We start from the raw sequence: 15742 nt of genomic DNA, 5'->3' as shown, positions 1-15742 counted from the left end.
ACGACATTTTAAATCAAAAAGCATTGCTCCTTTCTTGGCTCTTGCTTCTTGTCTCTTGTTTCTATCAATTACTTTTTCCGCTCCGTAGTGTACCTCACCAACTGTTCTAAGCCGGTGCGGGCCTCACCTTCGGGGAAGGTATTGAGGATAGCAAAGGCCTCGTTTTGGTATTTTTGCATTTGTGTTTCGGCGTAGGTTAATCCACCGGCTTGCTGCACAAACTTAATAATCTGCCCTATTTTTTCGGGGTCGTCGTTATGGTTTTTAACCAGGCTGATTATGCGTTTACGCTCGGATGAAGGACTGCTATTTAGTGCGTAAATTAACGGCAGGGTGATCTTTTTCTCTTTAATATCAATACCCAGGGGTTTGCCCACATCATCGGTACCAAAGTCGAACATATCATCCTTGATTTGAAATGCGATCCCTATCTTCTCGCCAAACAAACGCATCTTCTCAATATCCCCGGCATTTGCCCCGGCCGATGAAGCACCACATGCACAGCAGGAGGCAATTAACGAAGCCGTTTTTTGGCGGATCACTTCATAGTAAATACTTTCGTCGGTATTGGTTTTGCGGGCCTTTTCTACTTGCAGCAATTCGCCCTCACTCATTTGCTTTACCGCGTTAGAGAGGATGCGGAGCAGCTCGTAATCATTGTTTTCCAAGGAAAGCAGCATGCCCTTGGTCAGCAAAAAATCGCCTACCAAAACGGCTATCTTGTTTTTCCATAGGGCATTTATAGAAAAGAAACCCCGGCGCTGGTATGAGTTATCCACCACATCGTCGTGCACTAAAGATGCCGTATGTACCAGTTCTACCAAGGCAGCGCCACGGTAGGTAGACTCATTAATACCGCCGCATAGGCTGGCAGCAAAAAACACGAACATAGGCCTTATTTGCTTTCCCTTACGCTTTACAATGTAATGCGTTATCCTATCCAGTAACGGAACCGAGCTTTGCATCGAAGCTTTAAACTTCTCCTCAAACACATCAATTTCGGCAGCAATGGGCTTTTTAATTTCTTTTAGGTTCAGCATGTAAACTAAGCAACCTGTTTGTGTAAAATACGGTGTTTTGCCCTTGTAGGCATACAGGCGCAAACATAGCTAAAATAAATGATGTGGCTAATTACCGCAATTATTTTACAAGGCAATTAAACCAATAGTAGCGAGCGTAGTCATACTTGTGTTTATCTGAAGGTTGCAGATTAAACATAGGGTTATATTTAGTTGAAGTTTTGCTTGCGGGGCCTTGTTTACAGGGCCTCGCTTTTTTGTTGGTTAAACAGCCGTATTATTATACATTTGCAATCCATTTACCATGGAGAAGTGTCTGAGTGGTCGAAAGAGCACGCCTGGAAAGTGTGTATACGCCAAAAGTGTATCGAGAGTTCGAATCTCTCCTTCTCCGCAGTATCATACAAAAGCCTGCTAAACATCGATGTTTAGCAGGCTTTTTTTAACCCTTCTATTCAAAAAATATTTGCTCTCGTCATTTATACATCCGAAATAAATTCAAAAAAATTTGCGCAACTAAAAAGTTGCATATATATTTGCAACCTAAGAGTTGCGTAATTTATTATTGAGAATGAAACATGATATATTCCAGGCCATAGCTGACCCAACACGCAGGGCTATTTTAACGTTGATTGCTATCCAGGCGTTAACGCCAAATGCAATGGCCGAAAAATTTGATATGACCCGCCAGGCAGTATCAAAACATATTAAAGTATTGCACGAATGCGAATTAATTAAACCTGAGCATAGCGGCAGGGAGATCTATTATCACTTCAATGCCAAAAAAATGCAGGAGTTTGATAACTGGTTAGCCCAATTCAGGCAAAACTGGGAAACTCAATTTAACCAGCTCGACGCACTATTATCAACAATTAAAGAACAGTAAAATGAACAACGATTTGCTATTTGATTTCAATGTGGATAAAGCAGCGAAAACGGTAAACATTACCAGGGAATTTAATGCCGGTGTTTCTTTAGTATGGGATGCTTTTACTCAGCCAAACCTACTGGACCAATGGGGTGCACCTGCGCCCATGCGCGCCAAAACCAAGTATATGGATTTTAAGGTAGGAGGCCGTAGGTTTTATGCGATGATAAGTCCCGACGGGCAGGAGCGCTGGGCAGTACAGGAATTTACTTCCATTACTCCGAAGACCAATTTCAAGATGTACAACACGTTTGCAGATCAATATGAAAATCGAGAACTGCCGGGATCTGATTGGGATTACCATTTCAGCGAACAAAATGGTATAACAAAAGTACATATTACCATTTTTAATGAATCGTTTGAGCGATTAGAAAAATTACTGGAAGGCTTCAAAATAGGCTTCACCATGACTTTGAAAAACCTGGAAGAACTCTTAGCCACATTATCGTAAAAAGCATAAAAGAGAAATTTACAAACACTTGAAAAAATAAAATAATGAGAACAATTAACCCCTGGATCAACTTCAACGGAAATGCCGAAGAAGCATTCACTTTTTACAAATCAGTTTTTGGCGGAGAGTTCACCAAGATCGTTCGTTTCAAAGACCTGTCGAGCGACGAATTTCCGGTAGCCGAAAACGAAGCAGACAAGATAATGACCATTGCTTTGCCCATTGGCAAGCACCATGTATTAATGGCCAATGATGTTCCCGATTTTATGGGACGTGTAAACGAAAATGAAAACAGGTCTAAAATATCAATAAGTGCAGAAAGCCGTGAAGAAGCAGACCGACTTTTTAACGGATTATCAGCTGGTGGAAATATGGAAGGGCCTATTGGCGATAGTCCCTGGGGTACATACGCCGGAATGCTTAGAGATCAATACGGTATTGAATGGATTGTGGAATTCGACCCAAATTATAACGGGTAAATTTAACCAAAAAAAGGCCTCTTACTTGGTGTTTATAAAGTCGCTAAAAAAATCAAAAATGGTATAAGGTGTTCGATTAGAGTTTCTTCGCCTAACTGTAAGCTAAATCTCAGGAAGGCTTGTTTATGAAATATTTGTAAGACATTCTTATTTTTCATTTTTTAAACCGCTCATGAGATAATATATTTGCGGCCCTTCACCCGGAGAGGTGTCAGAGTGATCGAATGTGCCTGATTCGAAATCAGGTGTACTGTAACAGGTACCGGGGGTTTGAATCCCTCCCTCTCCGCAAACAATGATAGCCCGCAACACAAGCGGGTTTTCTTGTTTATACCAATGTAACGCGGTGTTTGCAACGTTACTGATGTAAGCAAACTCACTTCCTTTTTACTATTGCAACAGAACTATTAGCCATTATATTTGTCAATATGCAATTGCTGTTTACCTGCAATGCTCAATACCTCTATCTGCATGATTAAAACTGTTTTTATTACCAGTACCGAGCCGTACAGCGGCAAATCCATCGTATCGTTAGGTTTAATAAATATGCTGGTGGGCAAGGCGCAAAAAATAGGGTACTTTAAGCCTATTGTGAGCCGTAGTGCCGAAGAAGGCAAAAGCGACCACATTAAAACCGTGCTCAGCTATTTTGATTTACCCGTGAGTTATGAGGATGCACATGCCTTTACCTGGCAGGAGGCCATGCACCAGTCGGAAAATGAAAGCCAGGGCGAGATGATAGATACCATTATCCGCAAGTATAAAAAACTGGAAGACAAGTATGATTTTACCGTTATTGAAGGCAGCGATTACCAGGGCGAAGGCACCGCATTTGAGTTTGAGGTAAATGCTTCTATCGCTAAAAATCTGGGCGCTCCGGTTATTGTGGTAATCTCGGGCGAAAACAAAACCACGGCTCAGATTACTAATGCGGCTATAACCATTGTGCGCAATTTTGAATCGAGAGAGATCCAGGTACTGGCGCTGGTGGCTAATAAAATAAGCGAACAACAGGTTGATGATGTGCGCGAACTACTATCGGTACAACTGCCCGAAACCGTTATTGTAACCATTATACCAGCCATGCGTGGCTTGCAGGCTCCTACTATGAAAGAAATTTGCGAAAGCCTGGATGCTAAGCTTTTGTTTGGTGCCGAACGGCTGAGCAACCAGGTAGATAACTTTGTAACCGGCGCTATGCAGGTACCTAACTTTTTAAACTTTATTAAAGAGAACGTACTTATTATAACTCCGGGCGACCGTGGCGATATCATCATCGCAGCCTTGCAAGCCAACCTAAGTACCAGTTACCCGCAAATTGCTGGTATCATTTTAACGGCCGATACTATGCCCGAAGAGCCCATCATCAGGCTGATTGAAGGTTTGCAAACGGTAGTGCCTATACTTGCCGTTAAAACCGGGACTTTTCAAACCACAACTGAGGTAGGTAATATCCGCTCTAAAATCACTGCCGATAATACCAAGAAAATCCAGCTGGCTATTGATGTATTTAATAAATATGTGGATGTAGCCAAGTTAGATGAGCGCATTGTGACCTACAAACACAGCGGTGGCATTACGCCGCGCATGTTCCAGTACCAAATTACCAATTGGGCAAAAAGCTCTAAAAAGCATATTGTGTTGCCCGAGGGTAACGATGAGCGGATCTTAAAAGCAGCTGCACGCTTGATCAGTCAGGATATTGTAACCTTAACCCTTTTGGGGAACCCGGAGGATATTATGGCTAACATTAAGCGTTTAGGTTTAAACCTGGATGCCGGCAAAATCAACATTGTTAATCCGGCCGCGTCTGGTGATTACCAGGATTACGTGAATACCCTTTACGAACTCCGTAAAACCAAGAACGTGAACATGGAAATGGCTACCGATATGATGACCGATGTTTCTTATTTCGGCACCATGATGGTGTTTAAAGGCCATGCCGATGGCATGGTATCGGGCGCGGTGCATACCACGCAACATACTATTCGTCCGGCTCTGCAGTTCGTAAAAACCAAGCCGGGTATCTCAGTGGTATCATCGGTATTTTTCATGTGTTTGCCCGATAGGGTTTCGGTTTTTGGCGATTGCGCCGTTAACCCCAACCCTACTGCCGAGCAGCTTGCCGAAATTGCCATATCCTCTGCCGAGAGCAGCAAGCGCTTTGGCATTGAACCGAGGATAGCCATGCTATCTTACTCTTCGGGCACATCGGGCGAAGGCGAGGATGTAGAAAAAGTACGCCGCGCAACAGAAATTGTAAAAACCAAACGCCCCGATTTAAAGGTAGAAGGCCCTATACAATACGATGCTGCGGTTGACCCTATTGTGGGTAAAAGTAAACTGCCGGGTTCGGAAGTTGCCGGGCAAGCCAGTGTATTGATTTTCCCGGATTTGAATACGGGTAACAACACCTACAAAGCTGTTCAGCGTGAAACCGGTGCCTTGGCCATTGGCCCAATGTTACAAGGACTAAACAAACCGGTAAATGATTTAAGCCGTGGTTGTACGGTAGATGATATATTTAATACGGTAATTATTACAGCTATACAGGCGCAGGAGGTTGAGTAGTAGCAGTGGTGAGTGGCAGTAGCAGTTAACCTATCAGTCTGAGCCTATCGAAGCATTTGCCGCTTTGCTAAGTCTTCGATAGGCTCAGACTGACAATCGGTTATTAAGCATAAACATAATTTAACACATGAACATTTTCGTAGTCAATTCGGGCAGTAGCTCTATTAAATATCAGTTATTTAAAATGCCGGCTAAAAACCCGGTTTGCAGCGGCCTGGTAGAACGCATTGGGTTAGATCATCCTAACATTACCCATAAGGTTTACATTAACGGCGAGGAGAAAGTAATTAAGCTTACGCCCGAAGAACTGCCCGACCATGAGGCCGGATTGAAAGAGGTGAACAAACTACTTACCGAAGGCGAACTGGCCGTGATACAATACCCGGCCGATATACAAGTGGTGGGTCACCGCATTGTGCACGGCGGCGAACGTTTTACCACTACCACAGTTATTGATGCTAAAGTAAAGGAGGAGTTGAAACTAACCTTCCAGTTAGCGCCTTTACACAACCCGGCCAGTTATTTAGGTATTGAGGTGGCCGAAAAGATCTTTACCAATGCCACGCAAATTGGGGTGTTCGATACCGCTTTTCACCAAACCCTGCCACCTAAAGCTTATCGCTTTGCAATACCTAATTCTTACTATACCGATTTTAATATACGGTCTTACGGTTTCCATGGTACCAGCCATAAATATGTAACGGAGCAGGCAGCAGCTTATTTGGGTAAAACCGATTCAAAATTTATTAGCATTCATTTGGGTAATGGCTGTAGTATGGCCGCAGTAAGCAACGGGCAATCGGTTGATACGAGTATGGGCTTTGGTCCGCTGAGCGGTTTAATTATGGGTACCCGTTCGGGCGATATTGACCCTACGGTTGTTTTCTATTTGGTGAACCAGTTAGGGTATGATATTGACCAGGTAAGCAACCTGCTCAATAAACGAAGCGGAATGCTGGGCCTTACCGGCCAAAGCGATATGCGCGATATTACCGCAGCCATTGAAGCGGGCGACGAAAATGCCAAACTGGCTTACAACCTGTACGCCTATCGCATTAAAAAATATATTGGTGCTTATACTGCTGTTTTAAACGGGTTGGATGCCATTATTTTTACCGCTGGTGTGGGAGAAAACGATGCTAAAGTACGTGAACTGGTTTGCAGCGATCTGGAATATTTGGGCATTGAACTGGATGTGGCTGTTAACAAGATAAGAGCGAAAGGAATTAAAGAAATCAGCACTGCATCATCTAAAGTTAAAGTATTAATAGTTCCTACTAACGAGGAGTTAGAAATTGCGCAGCAGTGTTATGTAATGGTTGAATAGTTTGGATTTAGCCATGTAAAAAAACATCCATTTAAGTGCAATGAATGAGCATCGCCACGTGGCTATATTTATTACGTTTATAACAATAAGCAGTTACACTATACAACACTGGGTACACCTGTTGTTTAACGATAGGGTTAAAGTAAAACCGGTTGAAAACCTTACAAACTGGCCATAACCACCATTTGATTCATGGTTGGGTTAATACTGCCACCTCGTGGCTCAATAGTAACGGCAAACGCTTGAGCGGTGCTAATTGATTTCATCAGCTTCATATCTGCCGAATCGGCTACGGCACTGTCAAACACACCCAGGTCAACCGGTTTGCTATCGGCAATGGCCCATAACTGGTATTGGTGGTCTTTATCTATAACTGGTAATTCAGCATCGTGCATATCAACCATTACTTTTCGCTTTTTAGCACTCCAGGCTACGGTTAATACCGAAGCCGGAGTTTTAGGCGTTCCTTTTAAACGGATGAACTGGTATGAAGGATCGCGGAATACGGAAAGTTCGGTATCCATCTGGCTTACCTGGCGTGTAAACTTTTGCTCGCTCAGGCGCAGGCTTACCAATTGCTGCTGCGAATATTGCAAACGTTTATAAACAATACCAAGGGCGGCCACACTAACGCATAAAAGCAGCACGCTTGCCGCAAAGGCATATTTATAAAACCCACTGGAAATACTGGTTTGCGCCATAGGCACTACACGAGCTTCACGGTTGTGTTCTGGCTGAGTAGGTCTGAAATTTTGAGCGGTAACATTATTTCCATTAACATGCTGAACGGTTTTCAGGTTTCGATCATCGCCTAAGTTAGTAAGCAGGCTGTTCAGCACACGGTCACGCATTTCTGGAGCCGGTTCTATATCATGTAAATCAGCATATAATTCCATCGAACGCTCAATTTCATCCAGTTCGGCTTTAACCTGCGGATGCTGTTGCGCCATATCTTCTACTTGCAACTTTTCTTCTGCGCTCAAATCGCCCAGAACGTAAAGTTCCAATATTCCCGATTCTATATATGCCCTAATCTCTTCCACGTTAATTAAAATGTTTACGTAACTGCTGAATAGCCATGCGCAAACGAGTTTTGATAGTGCCTAACGGCATTCCAAGCTCATCCGCAGCTTCTGTGTGCGTGTAACCTTTAAAATATATAAGATCAAGTATTGATTTTTGCTCGGGTCTTAGCGTGTTAATCAAATCTTTTACACCCAACAGTTCAGGCTTATACTCTGTACTGTTATGCTTTTCAATATAACCTACGTTGTTTTCAAGCTCCTGGTTTTTAAACTGATTCTTAAAATCCTTAGACCGAATTTTATCGATAGACAAATTACGGGCTATGTTTACCATCCAGGTAAACAAACGTCCTTTCTCTGAACTGTAAGAGGCTGATGAATGCCAAATTTTTACAAAAACTTCCTGTAGTACATCTTCGGCGGTGGCCGTGTCTACAACTATACGGACTATAACTCCATACAACGACGAAGAATACATATCATACAATGCCTCAACGCCAATTTTATCGCGTCGTTGCAAAGCAAGTATGAGTTCTTCTTCAGAAAGGGAAAGTTTATGCTTTTTGGCCAAAACGCTGTAAATATATAATAATATACTATAACTTATATATCGAACAGATGTTTTTCCGCATGGTAAGAAGAACGTACCAATGGACCACTTTCCACATATTTAAAGCCCATTTGCAGGCCCACTTCTTTGTAATACTTAAACTGTTCGGGGGTAACCCAATCAATAACCGGGTGATGGGTACGGGTTGGTTGCAAATACTGGCCTAAAGTTAAAATGTTAACGCCTGCATTATAAAGATCGTGCATGGCTTCCAGTACATCTTCTTCGTGCTCACCTAAGCCCAGCATAATGCCCGATTTGGTGCGCAGCCCGGCAGCGGCTATATGCCTTAAACATTCCAGGCTACGATCGTATTTGGCTTGTATGCGTACTTCGCGGGTTAAACGGCGTACGGTTTCCAGGTTGTGCGATACCACTTCGGGGCGTACCGCCAGCACACGTGCCAGGTTATCCCAGTTACCCCTGAAATCGGGCAGCAAGGTTTCTAAAGTAGTTTGCGGACTTTCGCGGCGAATGGCATTAATTGTCTCGGCCCAGATGATAGAACCACCATCTTTCAGGTCATCGCGGTCTACCGAAGTAATTACGCAATGTTTAACCTGCATTAGCTTTACCGATGTAGCAACGCGGTTTGGCTCATCCATATCAACAGCCAAGGGCCTGCCGGTGGCTACCGCACAAAACGAACATGAACGGGTACATATATTACCCAGTATCATAAATGTAGCTGTACCTGCTCCCCAGCATTCACCCATATTGGGGCAATTACCACTCTCGCAAATGGTATGCAGTTTATGGGTATCTACTAAACTTCTTACGTGAGCATATTCTTTACCAACAGGAAGCTTAACCCTAAGCCAGTCTGGCTTGCGTTGCACCTGGTTGGCTGGAATTACCGGCAAATCAATCATGATGTAAAGTTAGGGATTTTAGGATAGAAGCAAGAACCAAGAGACAAGAAACAAGCTTTTTTACAATATGGTAGTTAACCGCCCAATTTAGGATAGTAATTGTACTGGTGGACAAGTCCAAAATCTTGGCTCTTGCCTCTTATTTCTTGAATCTGAAGCTTTACTGCACCATCACCAATGCTTCTTCAACCGAGATACCGCCGTGCGATTGGTCGAGGATGCATTCGCCGTCTTTGATCAGCAGTAACTGCGGCGATTCGTGGTGTACCTGGAAATCTTCGGCTATTTTGCCCGAAATATCGCGGTGTTTAATAAGGTCGAGAAAATATAAGGGAAGATTTTCGGGAAGTTGGTCCCAATCCAGCTCAAAACGGCGTTTAGCCATCATGCTGATAGAGCAACGGGTGCTATGTTTAAAGATGATACTGTAGCCCGGTTGTTGCTTAATGTCATTCAACTGATCTGCCGAATCTAACGCTGTCCATGTCATATAGAAAACTAAAATTATTTTCTACAAAAGTACGTTTAACGGCGACATAGGTTTTAACCTATTAGTAAAATGACAATTTGATGTTAGCGTCCCCGGCGGCTGGAGTTACCGTAAGCCGGGCACAATTTATTAGAACATGAAGCAAACGTGCTCAAAAAAGCGGCTAACAAGCCAATATAAATTATTTTTTTCATGATCTGTACTGCGCTATATTTAGAGTGACAATTAATTTTTTAATTGGTTTGCTAAATCGGCCATCTTAATAGCAGTTACAGCAGCTTCAACGCCTTTGTTACCGTATTTACCTCCGGCCCTGTCAATGGCTTGTTGCTCATTATCAGTGGTTAATACACCAAATATAACAGGTTTTAAGTGTTTTACCGCAACATTTGTTACGCCATTTGCTACAGCGGCGCAAATAAAATCAAAATGCCTGGTTTCGCCTTGTATAACACAGCCCAGGCAAATAACCGCGTCGAGGTTTTTATGCTGTAATAACAGGTCGGCACCCGAGGTTAATTCAAAGCTGCCAGGTACAGTGTAGGTAAAAATATTTTCATCTAAGGTACCGTTGTCCAGCAAACTTTGGTAAGCACCCTCATATAAGGCACCTGTGATTTTTGCATTCCACTCGGCCACTACAATGCCAAAGCGGTAAGCACCGGCATTTGGTATGGTAGTGTTTGAAAAATCGGAAAGATTTTTAAGCTGAGTAGCCATGTGTTGTGTTTTAAGTTAATGCAGAATGCGTTGACCTGTTATTGTTTGGCCTCGGCACGTGCTATATACTCATCAATGTTTTGAGCTTCGGCACTGGTTGGGTAGTCGGTCTTAATTTTCTGATAGTTTTCGGTAGCTGCCTTACTGTCTTTGCGGGCTTCGTTAACCAATCCTAATTTTTTAAGGTAAAAAGGGGTCAAAAATTTATTGCTGGCTTTATCAGCAGCTTTTTTAAAATAGCTTTCTGCCTTATCGTATTCTTTTAACTCTACATAGGCATCGCCAATGTTACCTAATGCTTCGGCACCAATCATGTTATCGTCACCATGGTAATTGGTCAGGTTATCAATAGCCTTACGGTACTGGCCTTTATTTAAATATGCTGTACCGGCATAATAGTAAGCAAGGTTAGCCGCTTTGGTATTGCTGTAGCTATCTATTATTTTTTCAAAACCTGGGTAGCTTGCATCACCTTTTAAGGCTTTGTCCCACTCCTTTTTGGCCCAGTAATCTTGCGCTACGTACATTTGGTTAGCTGCTTCGGTTTCGCGAGGAGCCAGGTATAATTTCTGGTAGCCTATATATACAGCAATTAACGCAACAATAGCTGCACCAATAAATATTAGGCTCTTTTGGTTCTCTTTTACAAAGCCACCTGTTGGCGCAAAAGTTTTTGGTTCAGTTGCAACACTGGCATTCACATCCGTTTTTGACATTTCTATGCTAAAATTAAGTTTGCAAAACTACGTTTTTAAAAAATTTTTATCAATACGAAATACATTAAATAATTTCAACCATATTTTTAACCCGCAAACCGGGCAAAACCACCGCTCTATTGCTACCTTTGAGGCTATTTATGTACCTGCAACAATTATCCTTGCTTAACTTTAAAAACTATACCGAAGCCCAATTAAGCTTTAGTGAGGGGGTAAACGCGTTTACGGGTAACAACGGCGCAGGCAAAACCAACCTGTTAGATGCTATACATTACCTATCGTTATGCAAGAGTTATTTTAACGCAATTGATAGCCAGCAGGTAAAACAGGGCAGCGATTTTTTTATTTTGAACGGCGTATTTGAGCGTGACCAACTGCCCGAAACAGTGGCTTGCTCCGTAAAGCGCAATCAAAAAAAAATCTTTAAGCGCAATAAAAAAGACTATCAGCGCCTGGCCGATCATATTGGCCTTTTTCCGCTGGTAATGGTATCTCCGTACGATGTGAGTATTATTATGGAGGGGAGCGAGGAGCGACGCAAATTTATAGACAATGTGATATCGCAAACCGATAACCATTACCTCGATGAGCTGATCGTTTACAATAAAATACTGGCTAACCGCAACGCGTTATTAAAAACCATTGCCGATACCGGCCGTTTTGACCCCAGTTTGCTGGAGATATTAGACGACCAGCTGGTGGCATCGGGTACCCGTATATTTCATAAGCGCAAAGCTTTTATGGAAGTATTTACCGGGGTGTTTAACCAGTATTATCTTTTTTTAAGTGGCGATGCCGAACAGGTAGAATTGGTTTACGAGTCGCAATTGCTGAACGAAGGCCTGGCTGCTTTATTAAAAAAGAGTACAGAAAAAGACCGTATTTTGGAACGTACTACCACGGGCATTCATAAAGACGACCTGTTGTTCAGCATCCATCAAATGCAGTTGAAAAAGTTTGGATCGCAGGGGCAGCAAAAATCTTTTTTAATTGCGCTTAAACTGGCACAATATAGTTACCTGCAACAGCAAAAAGGTTTTAAGCCCTTGTTGCTGTTAGACGATATTTTTGACAAATTAGATGAACACCGCATTACCAAGTTAATGCAGCTGGTATCGGACCAGGAATTTGGGCAGGTTTTTATTACCGATGCCAGCGAGGGCCGGGTTACCCGCATTTTCAGCCAGATTAATGTGGACGTGAAATTATTTAATGTAAACAAAGGGGAAGTGTTGGAGTGTTGAAAGTTTAAGGTTGAAAGTAAAAAAGTCAGTTAATATATTGATTTGTACTTAACTCTTTAACCCATTATTTTATACTTTTAACATATAACCTTATACTTTCAACTCAAAAAACTATGCGTAAGGCAAATGATAAAACCATGAAAGAAGCGATAGCGCAAATGCTGAACGTATATAAAATAAAACGCCGTTTTGATGAAACGGCGGTAATTGCAGCATGGCCCAATATTGTGGGTAAACCTATGGCTAACCGCACTAAAGAACTGTTTATCAATAATAAAAAGATGTTTCTGCGTATCGAATCGTCGGTGGTTAAAAACGAACTGATGATGATGCGCTCGCAAATAATAGAAAAAATTAATACCGAAGCGGGCGACTTATTAATAGAGGAAATTATTTTCCTTTAGCGTGACGCATGTTGTGTCCTGGTTTAGAGAACAAATCATCGCGGATGACAGCATAAATGATCATGATGGCTGCAGGAATGTAAAAAGTAAACTGCACTTCGGGGTGTGCTTTAACCAGTTCCCAGCTACCAATAATAAATAAAACTACAAATATTGAATAAATAGCGGCTTTTGATGCTGTTTTCATAAGGCTAATATAATATATATAACTGTTTTGCAGAAATAATTATGCCAAACAGGCATAAAAAAGATCAGATTTATCTATCGGGCAAAACGAAGTTGCTCAACAGGTAAATCTGATCATTCATATTAATGTGAACCCGTATATAAGGCTCTTAAAAATTAAAATTTCTCGAACGCTGAAAAGTAGAAGCTGCCTTCAATAGCGGCGTTCTCGTCCGAATCGGAACCATGTACCGCGTTGGCTTCAATTGATTCGGCAAACAGGTTACGGATAGTACCGGCTTCGGCTTTAGCAGGGTCGGTAGCACCAATCAGCGTACGGAAATCGGCAACGGCGTTGTTTTTTTCTAATATAGCGGCAACAATAGGGCCCGATGACATAAAGCTAACCAGGTCTTTGTAAAAAGGACGCTCACTGTGAACTGCGTAAAACTCACCAGCTTTTTCGGGGGTTAAAGAAGTGTATTTCATGGCTACTATTTTAAAGCCGCCTTTAATAATTTGATCTAATATACCGCCGATATGTCCGTTGCGCACAGCATCGGGCTTAATCATGGTGAAAGTTTTGTTATTTTCCATTTTTATTTTAAAATTGCCGCAAAAGTAAGGCTTTGTTGTGGTAAATTAAAGCTTTTTGTATAATTTACATCGCTTGTATTTCATTAATTTATATAAATTTGCGTCTTCTTTTTTTAGTTAATGTTAGATACAGCCGCGCTTAGCAAGTTATTAAACCAGCCTCAAAAGATTGTTATCACCACACATCATAAACCCGATGGTGATGCTATGGGCTCGTCTCTTGGGCTGTATAATTACCTTATACAGCTGGGCCACCATACCCAGGTGATTGCGCCGAGCGATTATCCTGAATTTTTAGCCTGGATGCCCGGCAACGAGGAGGTAATGATCTATACCGAAAATGCCGAACGCTCGGCACAACTGATAGCCAGTGCCGACATCATATTTTGCCTCGATTTTAATAATTTGACGCGCATTAACGAAATGGGCGAACTGGTGCGCCAGAGCGGCGCGGTTAAAGTAATGATAGACCATCACCTGGAACCCGAAGATTTTGATGATTACCGTTACTGGGATATTAACGCCTGCGCAGCCGCACAGTTAGTATATAGCTTTATAGCCGAAGAACTGCAACGCCCCGATCTGATTAATGCAGACGTAGCTACTTGCCTGTACACCGGCATCATGACCGATTCGGCTTCGTTCCGTTTACCTAAAACTACGGCCGCCGTACATCGTATTGTGGCGCACTTAATAGAAGCCGGTGCGGTTAACTGGCATATCCACGAGTTGGTGTACAGTAATTCATCCGAAAACCGTTTACGCTTTTTAGGCCATTGTTTAGCTAACAAGCTGGAAATTTTACACGAATATAATACGGCCATTATTAGTGTTACCCGCGCCGAAATGCAGCAGTACGATACCATAACCGGCGATACCGAGGGTATTGTAAATTATGCCTTAGGCATTAGCGGTATTAAACTTGCCGCCTTTATTGTGGAGCGTACCGACCTGGTTAAACTGTCTTTACGGTCAAAGGGGGAGTTTCCGGCCAACGAGATCTGCAAAAAGTATTTCAAAGGCGGTGGTCACCGCAATGCCTCAGGCGGACAATCGGACTTGTCATTAGAAGAAACAATCGAAAAATTTAAACAAATATTACCCGAATACAAAACACTATTAATTCAATAAAAAATGAGAAAGAATTTAATGCTTTTAGCCTTAGCTGCTATTGGTTTAGCCAGCTGTAACAGCGGCCAGAAAAAAGGTGAAGGCGGCTTACTTTACGAAATGCACGAGGATAAAGACGGCGCTACTGTTAAAGACAGCGATTTTGTGAGTATTAACCTCATTGTTAAAACTGATGCCGATTCGGTTATGGCCAACTCATACGATAACGGCATGCCATTTACTTTCCCGGTGCCAAAACCACAATTTAAAGGTGATTTTCAAAGCGGTTTAAACCTGCTTTCGGAAGGTGATAGCGCTACTATCAAGGTTAACTTAGATTCAATTGCCAAAGCATCGGGCAAACCTAAAGACCTTAAAGGTAAATACGTGGTTTACGAAGTGAAAGTGGTTAAGGTAATATCGAAAGGTAAACTTACCCAGCCTGTATTTCAGGGACGTGTAGAAGAATACTTTAAAGCCGAAGCTGCCAAAATGAAAAATGCTGAGCCAGGAAAAATTAGCAAGTACATTGCCAGCCATAACATTAAAGCTACTAAAACAGCAACCGGTTTAAACTACCAGATCACCAAGCCGGGTACAGGCCCGGTTATTGGTAAAGGCGATACTGCCGTAGTTAACTACGCAGTTAAATTAATGAGCGATAAGGTGTTTGATACCAATATTAAAAGCGAAGCCCAAAAAGCTAAAATTGACAACCCTATGCGCCCCTACACCCCTATGCGTGTTCCTATTGGTGTAGGCGCTTTTATAGCCGGTTGGGACCAAGGTTTGCAATTGCTGAACAAAGGCGCTAAAGCTACCTTAGTTATCCCATCGAGCCTGGCTTATGGTGAGCGTGGTTTTCAGCAGGTTGCACCTTATACACCAATTGTATTTGAAATTGAACTGGTTGATATTGTGCATCCTAACCCTAACGCGCCCAAACCAGCTATACCACAAGGACCGGCTATGCAGCCAGCTCCTCAACAATAATTTTTATACGGCCTTCTTAGC

The 15742-nt window shown here is 42.4% G+C and carries 18 protein-coding genes and 2 tRNA genes; 11 read left to right on the top strand and 9 right to left on the bottom strand.

Translation table 11 applies throughout. The annotated features are described in order from the left end of the window. Positions 1-68 precede the first annotated feature (68 nt). On the bottom strand, positions 69-1040 hold the full coding sequence (locus tag ACFQ3S_RS11655) for a polyprenyl synthetase family protein (RefSeq protein ID WP_377164539.1): 972 nt from the start codon (positions 1038-1040) through the stop codon (positions 69-71). A 285-nt stretch (positions 1041-1325) separates the two neighbouring features. On the opposite strand from ACFQ3S_RS11655, the gene ACFQ3S_RS11650 reads away from it, so the two are divergent. From ACFQ3S_RS11650 to ACFQ3S_RS11620, 7 genes are all read left to right on the top strand, one after another. After that, positions 1326-1413: transfer RNA gene (locus ACFQ3S_RS11650), tRNA-Ser, on the top strand. Between the two features lie 177 nt (positions 1414-1590). Then, entirely contained in the window at positions 1591-1905 is a 315-nt protein-coding gene (locus ACFQ3S_RS11645; protein WP_377164537.1) for an ArsR/SmtB family transcription factor, read from the top strand. Between the two features lies 1 nt (position 1906). Then, on the top strand, positions 1907-2398 hold the full coding sequence (locus tag ACFQ3S_RS11640; protein ID WP_377164535.1) for an SRPBCC family protein: 492 nt from the start codon (positions 1907-1909) through the stop codon (positions 2396-2398). 44 nt (positions 2399-2442) lie between these two features. After that, positions 2443-2877 carry a VOC family protein gene (locus tag ACFQ3S_RS11635; protein ID WP_377164533.1) on the top strand — a complete coding sequence of 145 codons (435 nt, stop codon included), beginning with the start codon at positions 2443-2445 and terminating at the stop codon, positions 2875-2877. 202 nt (positions 2878-3079) lie between these two features. Further along, positions 3080-3166 (top strand) — tRNA-Ser (locus ACFQ3S_RS11630). A gap of 182 nt (positions 3167-3348) precedes the next feature. Then, the gene (pta, locus tag ACFQ3S_RS11625; RefSeq protein ID WP_377164531.1) at positions 3349-5448 is read left to right on the top strand and encodes a phosphate acetyltransferase; all 2100 of its coding nucleotides are present in this window, start codon (positions 3349-3351) and stop codon (positions 5446-5448) included. A gap of 127 nt (positions 5449-5575) precedes the next feature. Next, positions 5576-6775, top strand: a complete 1200-nt coding sequence (locus ACFQ3S_RS11620) for an acetate/propionate family kinase (RefSeq protein ID WP_377164529.1) — start codon at positions 5576-5578, stop codon at positions 6773-6775. A gap of 161 nt (positions 6776-6936) precedes the next feature. Here ACFQ3S_RS11620 and ACFQ3S_RS11615 read toward each other — a convergent pair whose 3' ends face one another. From ACFQ3S_RS11615 to ACFQ3S_RS11590, 6 genes are all read right to left on the bottom strand, one after another. Continuing rightward, positions 6937-7818 (bottom strand): anti-sigma factor, encoded by an 882-nt coding sequence (locus tag ACFQ3S_RS11615; RefSeq protein WP_377164527.1) that lies wholly within the window; start codon positions 7816-7818, stop codon positions 6937-6939. Position 7819: 1 nt separating this feature from the next. Beyond that, positions 7820-8371, bottom strand: coding sequence for an RNA polymerase sigma factor (locus ACFQ3S_RS11610; protein WP_377164525.1), 552 nt, complete (start codon positions 8369-8371; stop codon positions 7820-7822). A gap of 32 nt (positions 8372-8403) precedes the next feature. Continuing rightward, positions 8404-9282 (bottom strand): lipoyl synthase, encoded by an 879-nt coding sequence (lipA, locus tag ACFQ3S_RS11605; protein ID WP_377164523.1) that lies wholly within the window; start codon positions 9280-9282, stop codon positions 8404-8406. Positions 9283-9442: 160 nt separating this feature from the next. Then, the gene (gene ytxJ, locus ACFQ3S_RS11600; protein ID WP_377164521.1) at positions 9443-9772 is read right to left on the bottom strand and encodes a bacillithiol system redox-active protein YtxJ; all 330 of its coding nucleotides are present in this window, start codon (positions 9770-9772) and stop codon (positions 9443-9445) included. 225 nt (positions 9773-9997) lie between these two features. Then, complete coding sequence (gene ribH, locus ACFQ3S_RS11595; protein WP_377164519.1) at positions 9998-10492, bottom strand: 6,7-dimethyl-8-ribityllumazine synthase; 495 nt, start codon at positions 10490-10492, stop codon at positions 9998-10000. A 38-nt stretch (positions 10493-10530) separates the two neighbouring features. Beyond that, a complete protein-coding gene (locus ACFQ3S_RS11590) occupies positions 10531-11208 on the bottom strand; it encodes a tetratricopeptide repeat protein (protein WP_377164517.1) in 678 nt (225 codons plus the stop codon). Between the two features lie 140 nt (positions 11209-11348). Here ACFQ3S_RS11590 and recF point away from each other — a divergent pair, with 140 nt between their 5' ends. Together recF and ACFQ3S_RS11580 are read left to right on the top strand one after the other, a co-directional pair. Next, positions 11349-12452: a DNA replication/repair protein RecF gene (gene recF, locus ACFQ3S_RS11585; RefSeq protein WP_377164515.1), complete on the top strand. Its 1104-nt coding sequence runs from the start codon at positions 11349-11351 to the stop codon at positions 12450-12452. Positions 12453-12565: 113 nt separating this feature from the next. Continuing rightward, the gene (locus ACFQ3S_RS11580) at positions 12566-12856 is read left to right on the top strand and encodes a DUF721 domain-containing protein (RefSeq protein ID WP_377164513.1); all 291 of its coding nucleotides are present in this window, start codon (positions 12566-12568) and stop codon (positions 12854-12856) included. Here the strand turns inward: ACFQ3S_RS11580 and ACFQ3S_RS11575 are convergent. Continuing rightward, positions 12843-13043: a hypothetical protein gene (locus ACFQ3S_RS11575; RefSeq protein WP_377164511.1), complete on the bottom strand. Its 201-nt coding sequence runs from the start codon at positions 13041-13043 to the stop codon at positions 12843-12845. The two genes, ACFQ3S_RS11580 and ACFQ3S_RS11575, sit on opposite strands and share 14 nt — an antisense overlap. A gap of 155 nt (positions 13044-13198) precedes the next feature. After that, a complete protein-coding gene (locus ACFQ3S_RS11570) occupies positions 13199-13618 on the bottom strand; it encodes a nucleoside-diphosphate kinase (RefSeq protein WP_377164509.1) in 420 nt (139 codons plus the stop codon). Positions 13619-13738: 120 nt separating this feature from the next. On the opposite strand from ACFQ3S_RS11570, the gene ACFQ3S_RS11565 reads away from it, so the two are divergent. Both ACFQ3S_RS11565 and ACFQ3S_RS11560 read left to right on the top strand, forming a co-directional pair. After that, on the top strand, positions 13739-14749 hold the full coding sequence (locus ACFQ3S_RS11565) for a DHH family phosphoesterase (protein WP_377164507.1): 1011 nt from the start codon (positions 13739-13741) through the stop codon (positions 14747-14749). Positions 14750-14752: 3 nt separating this feature from the next. Then, on the top strand, positions 14753-15721 hold the full coding sequence (locus ACFQ3S_RS11560; RefSeq protein ID WP_377164505.1) for an FKBP-type peptidyl-prolyl cis-trans isomerase: 969 nt from the start codon (positions 14753-14755) through the stop codon (positions 15719-15721). Positions 15722-15742: the final 21 nt, after the last annotated feature.

This window comes from Mucilaginibacter terrae (assembly GCF_042679325.1).
GTDB classification, from domain to species: domain Bacteria; phylum Bacteroidota; class Bacteroidia; order Sphingobacteriales; family Sphingobacteriaceae; genus Mucilaginibacter; species Mucilaginibacter terrae.
Note: the sequence above shows the minus strand (reverse complement) of the source record. Positions and strands in the feature narration are given on the sequence as shown.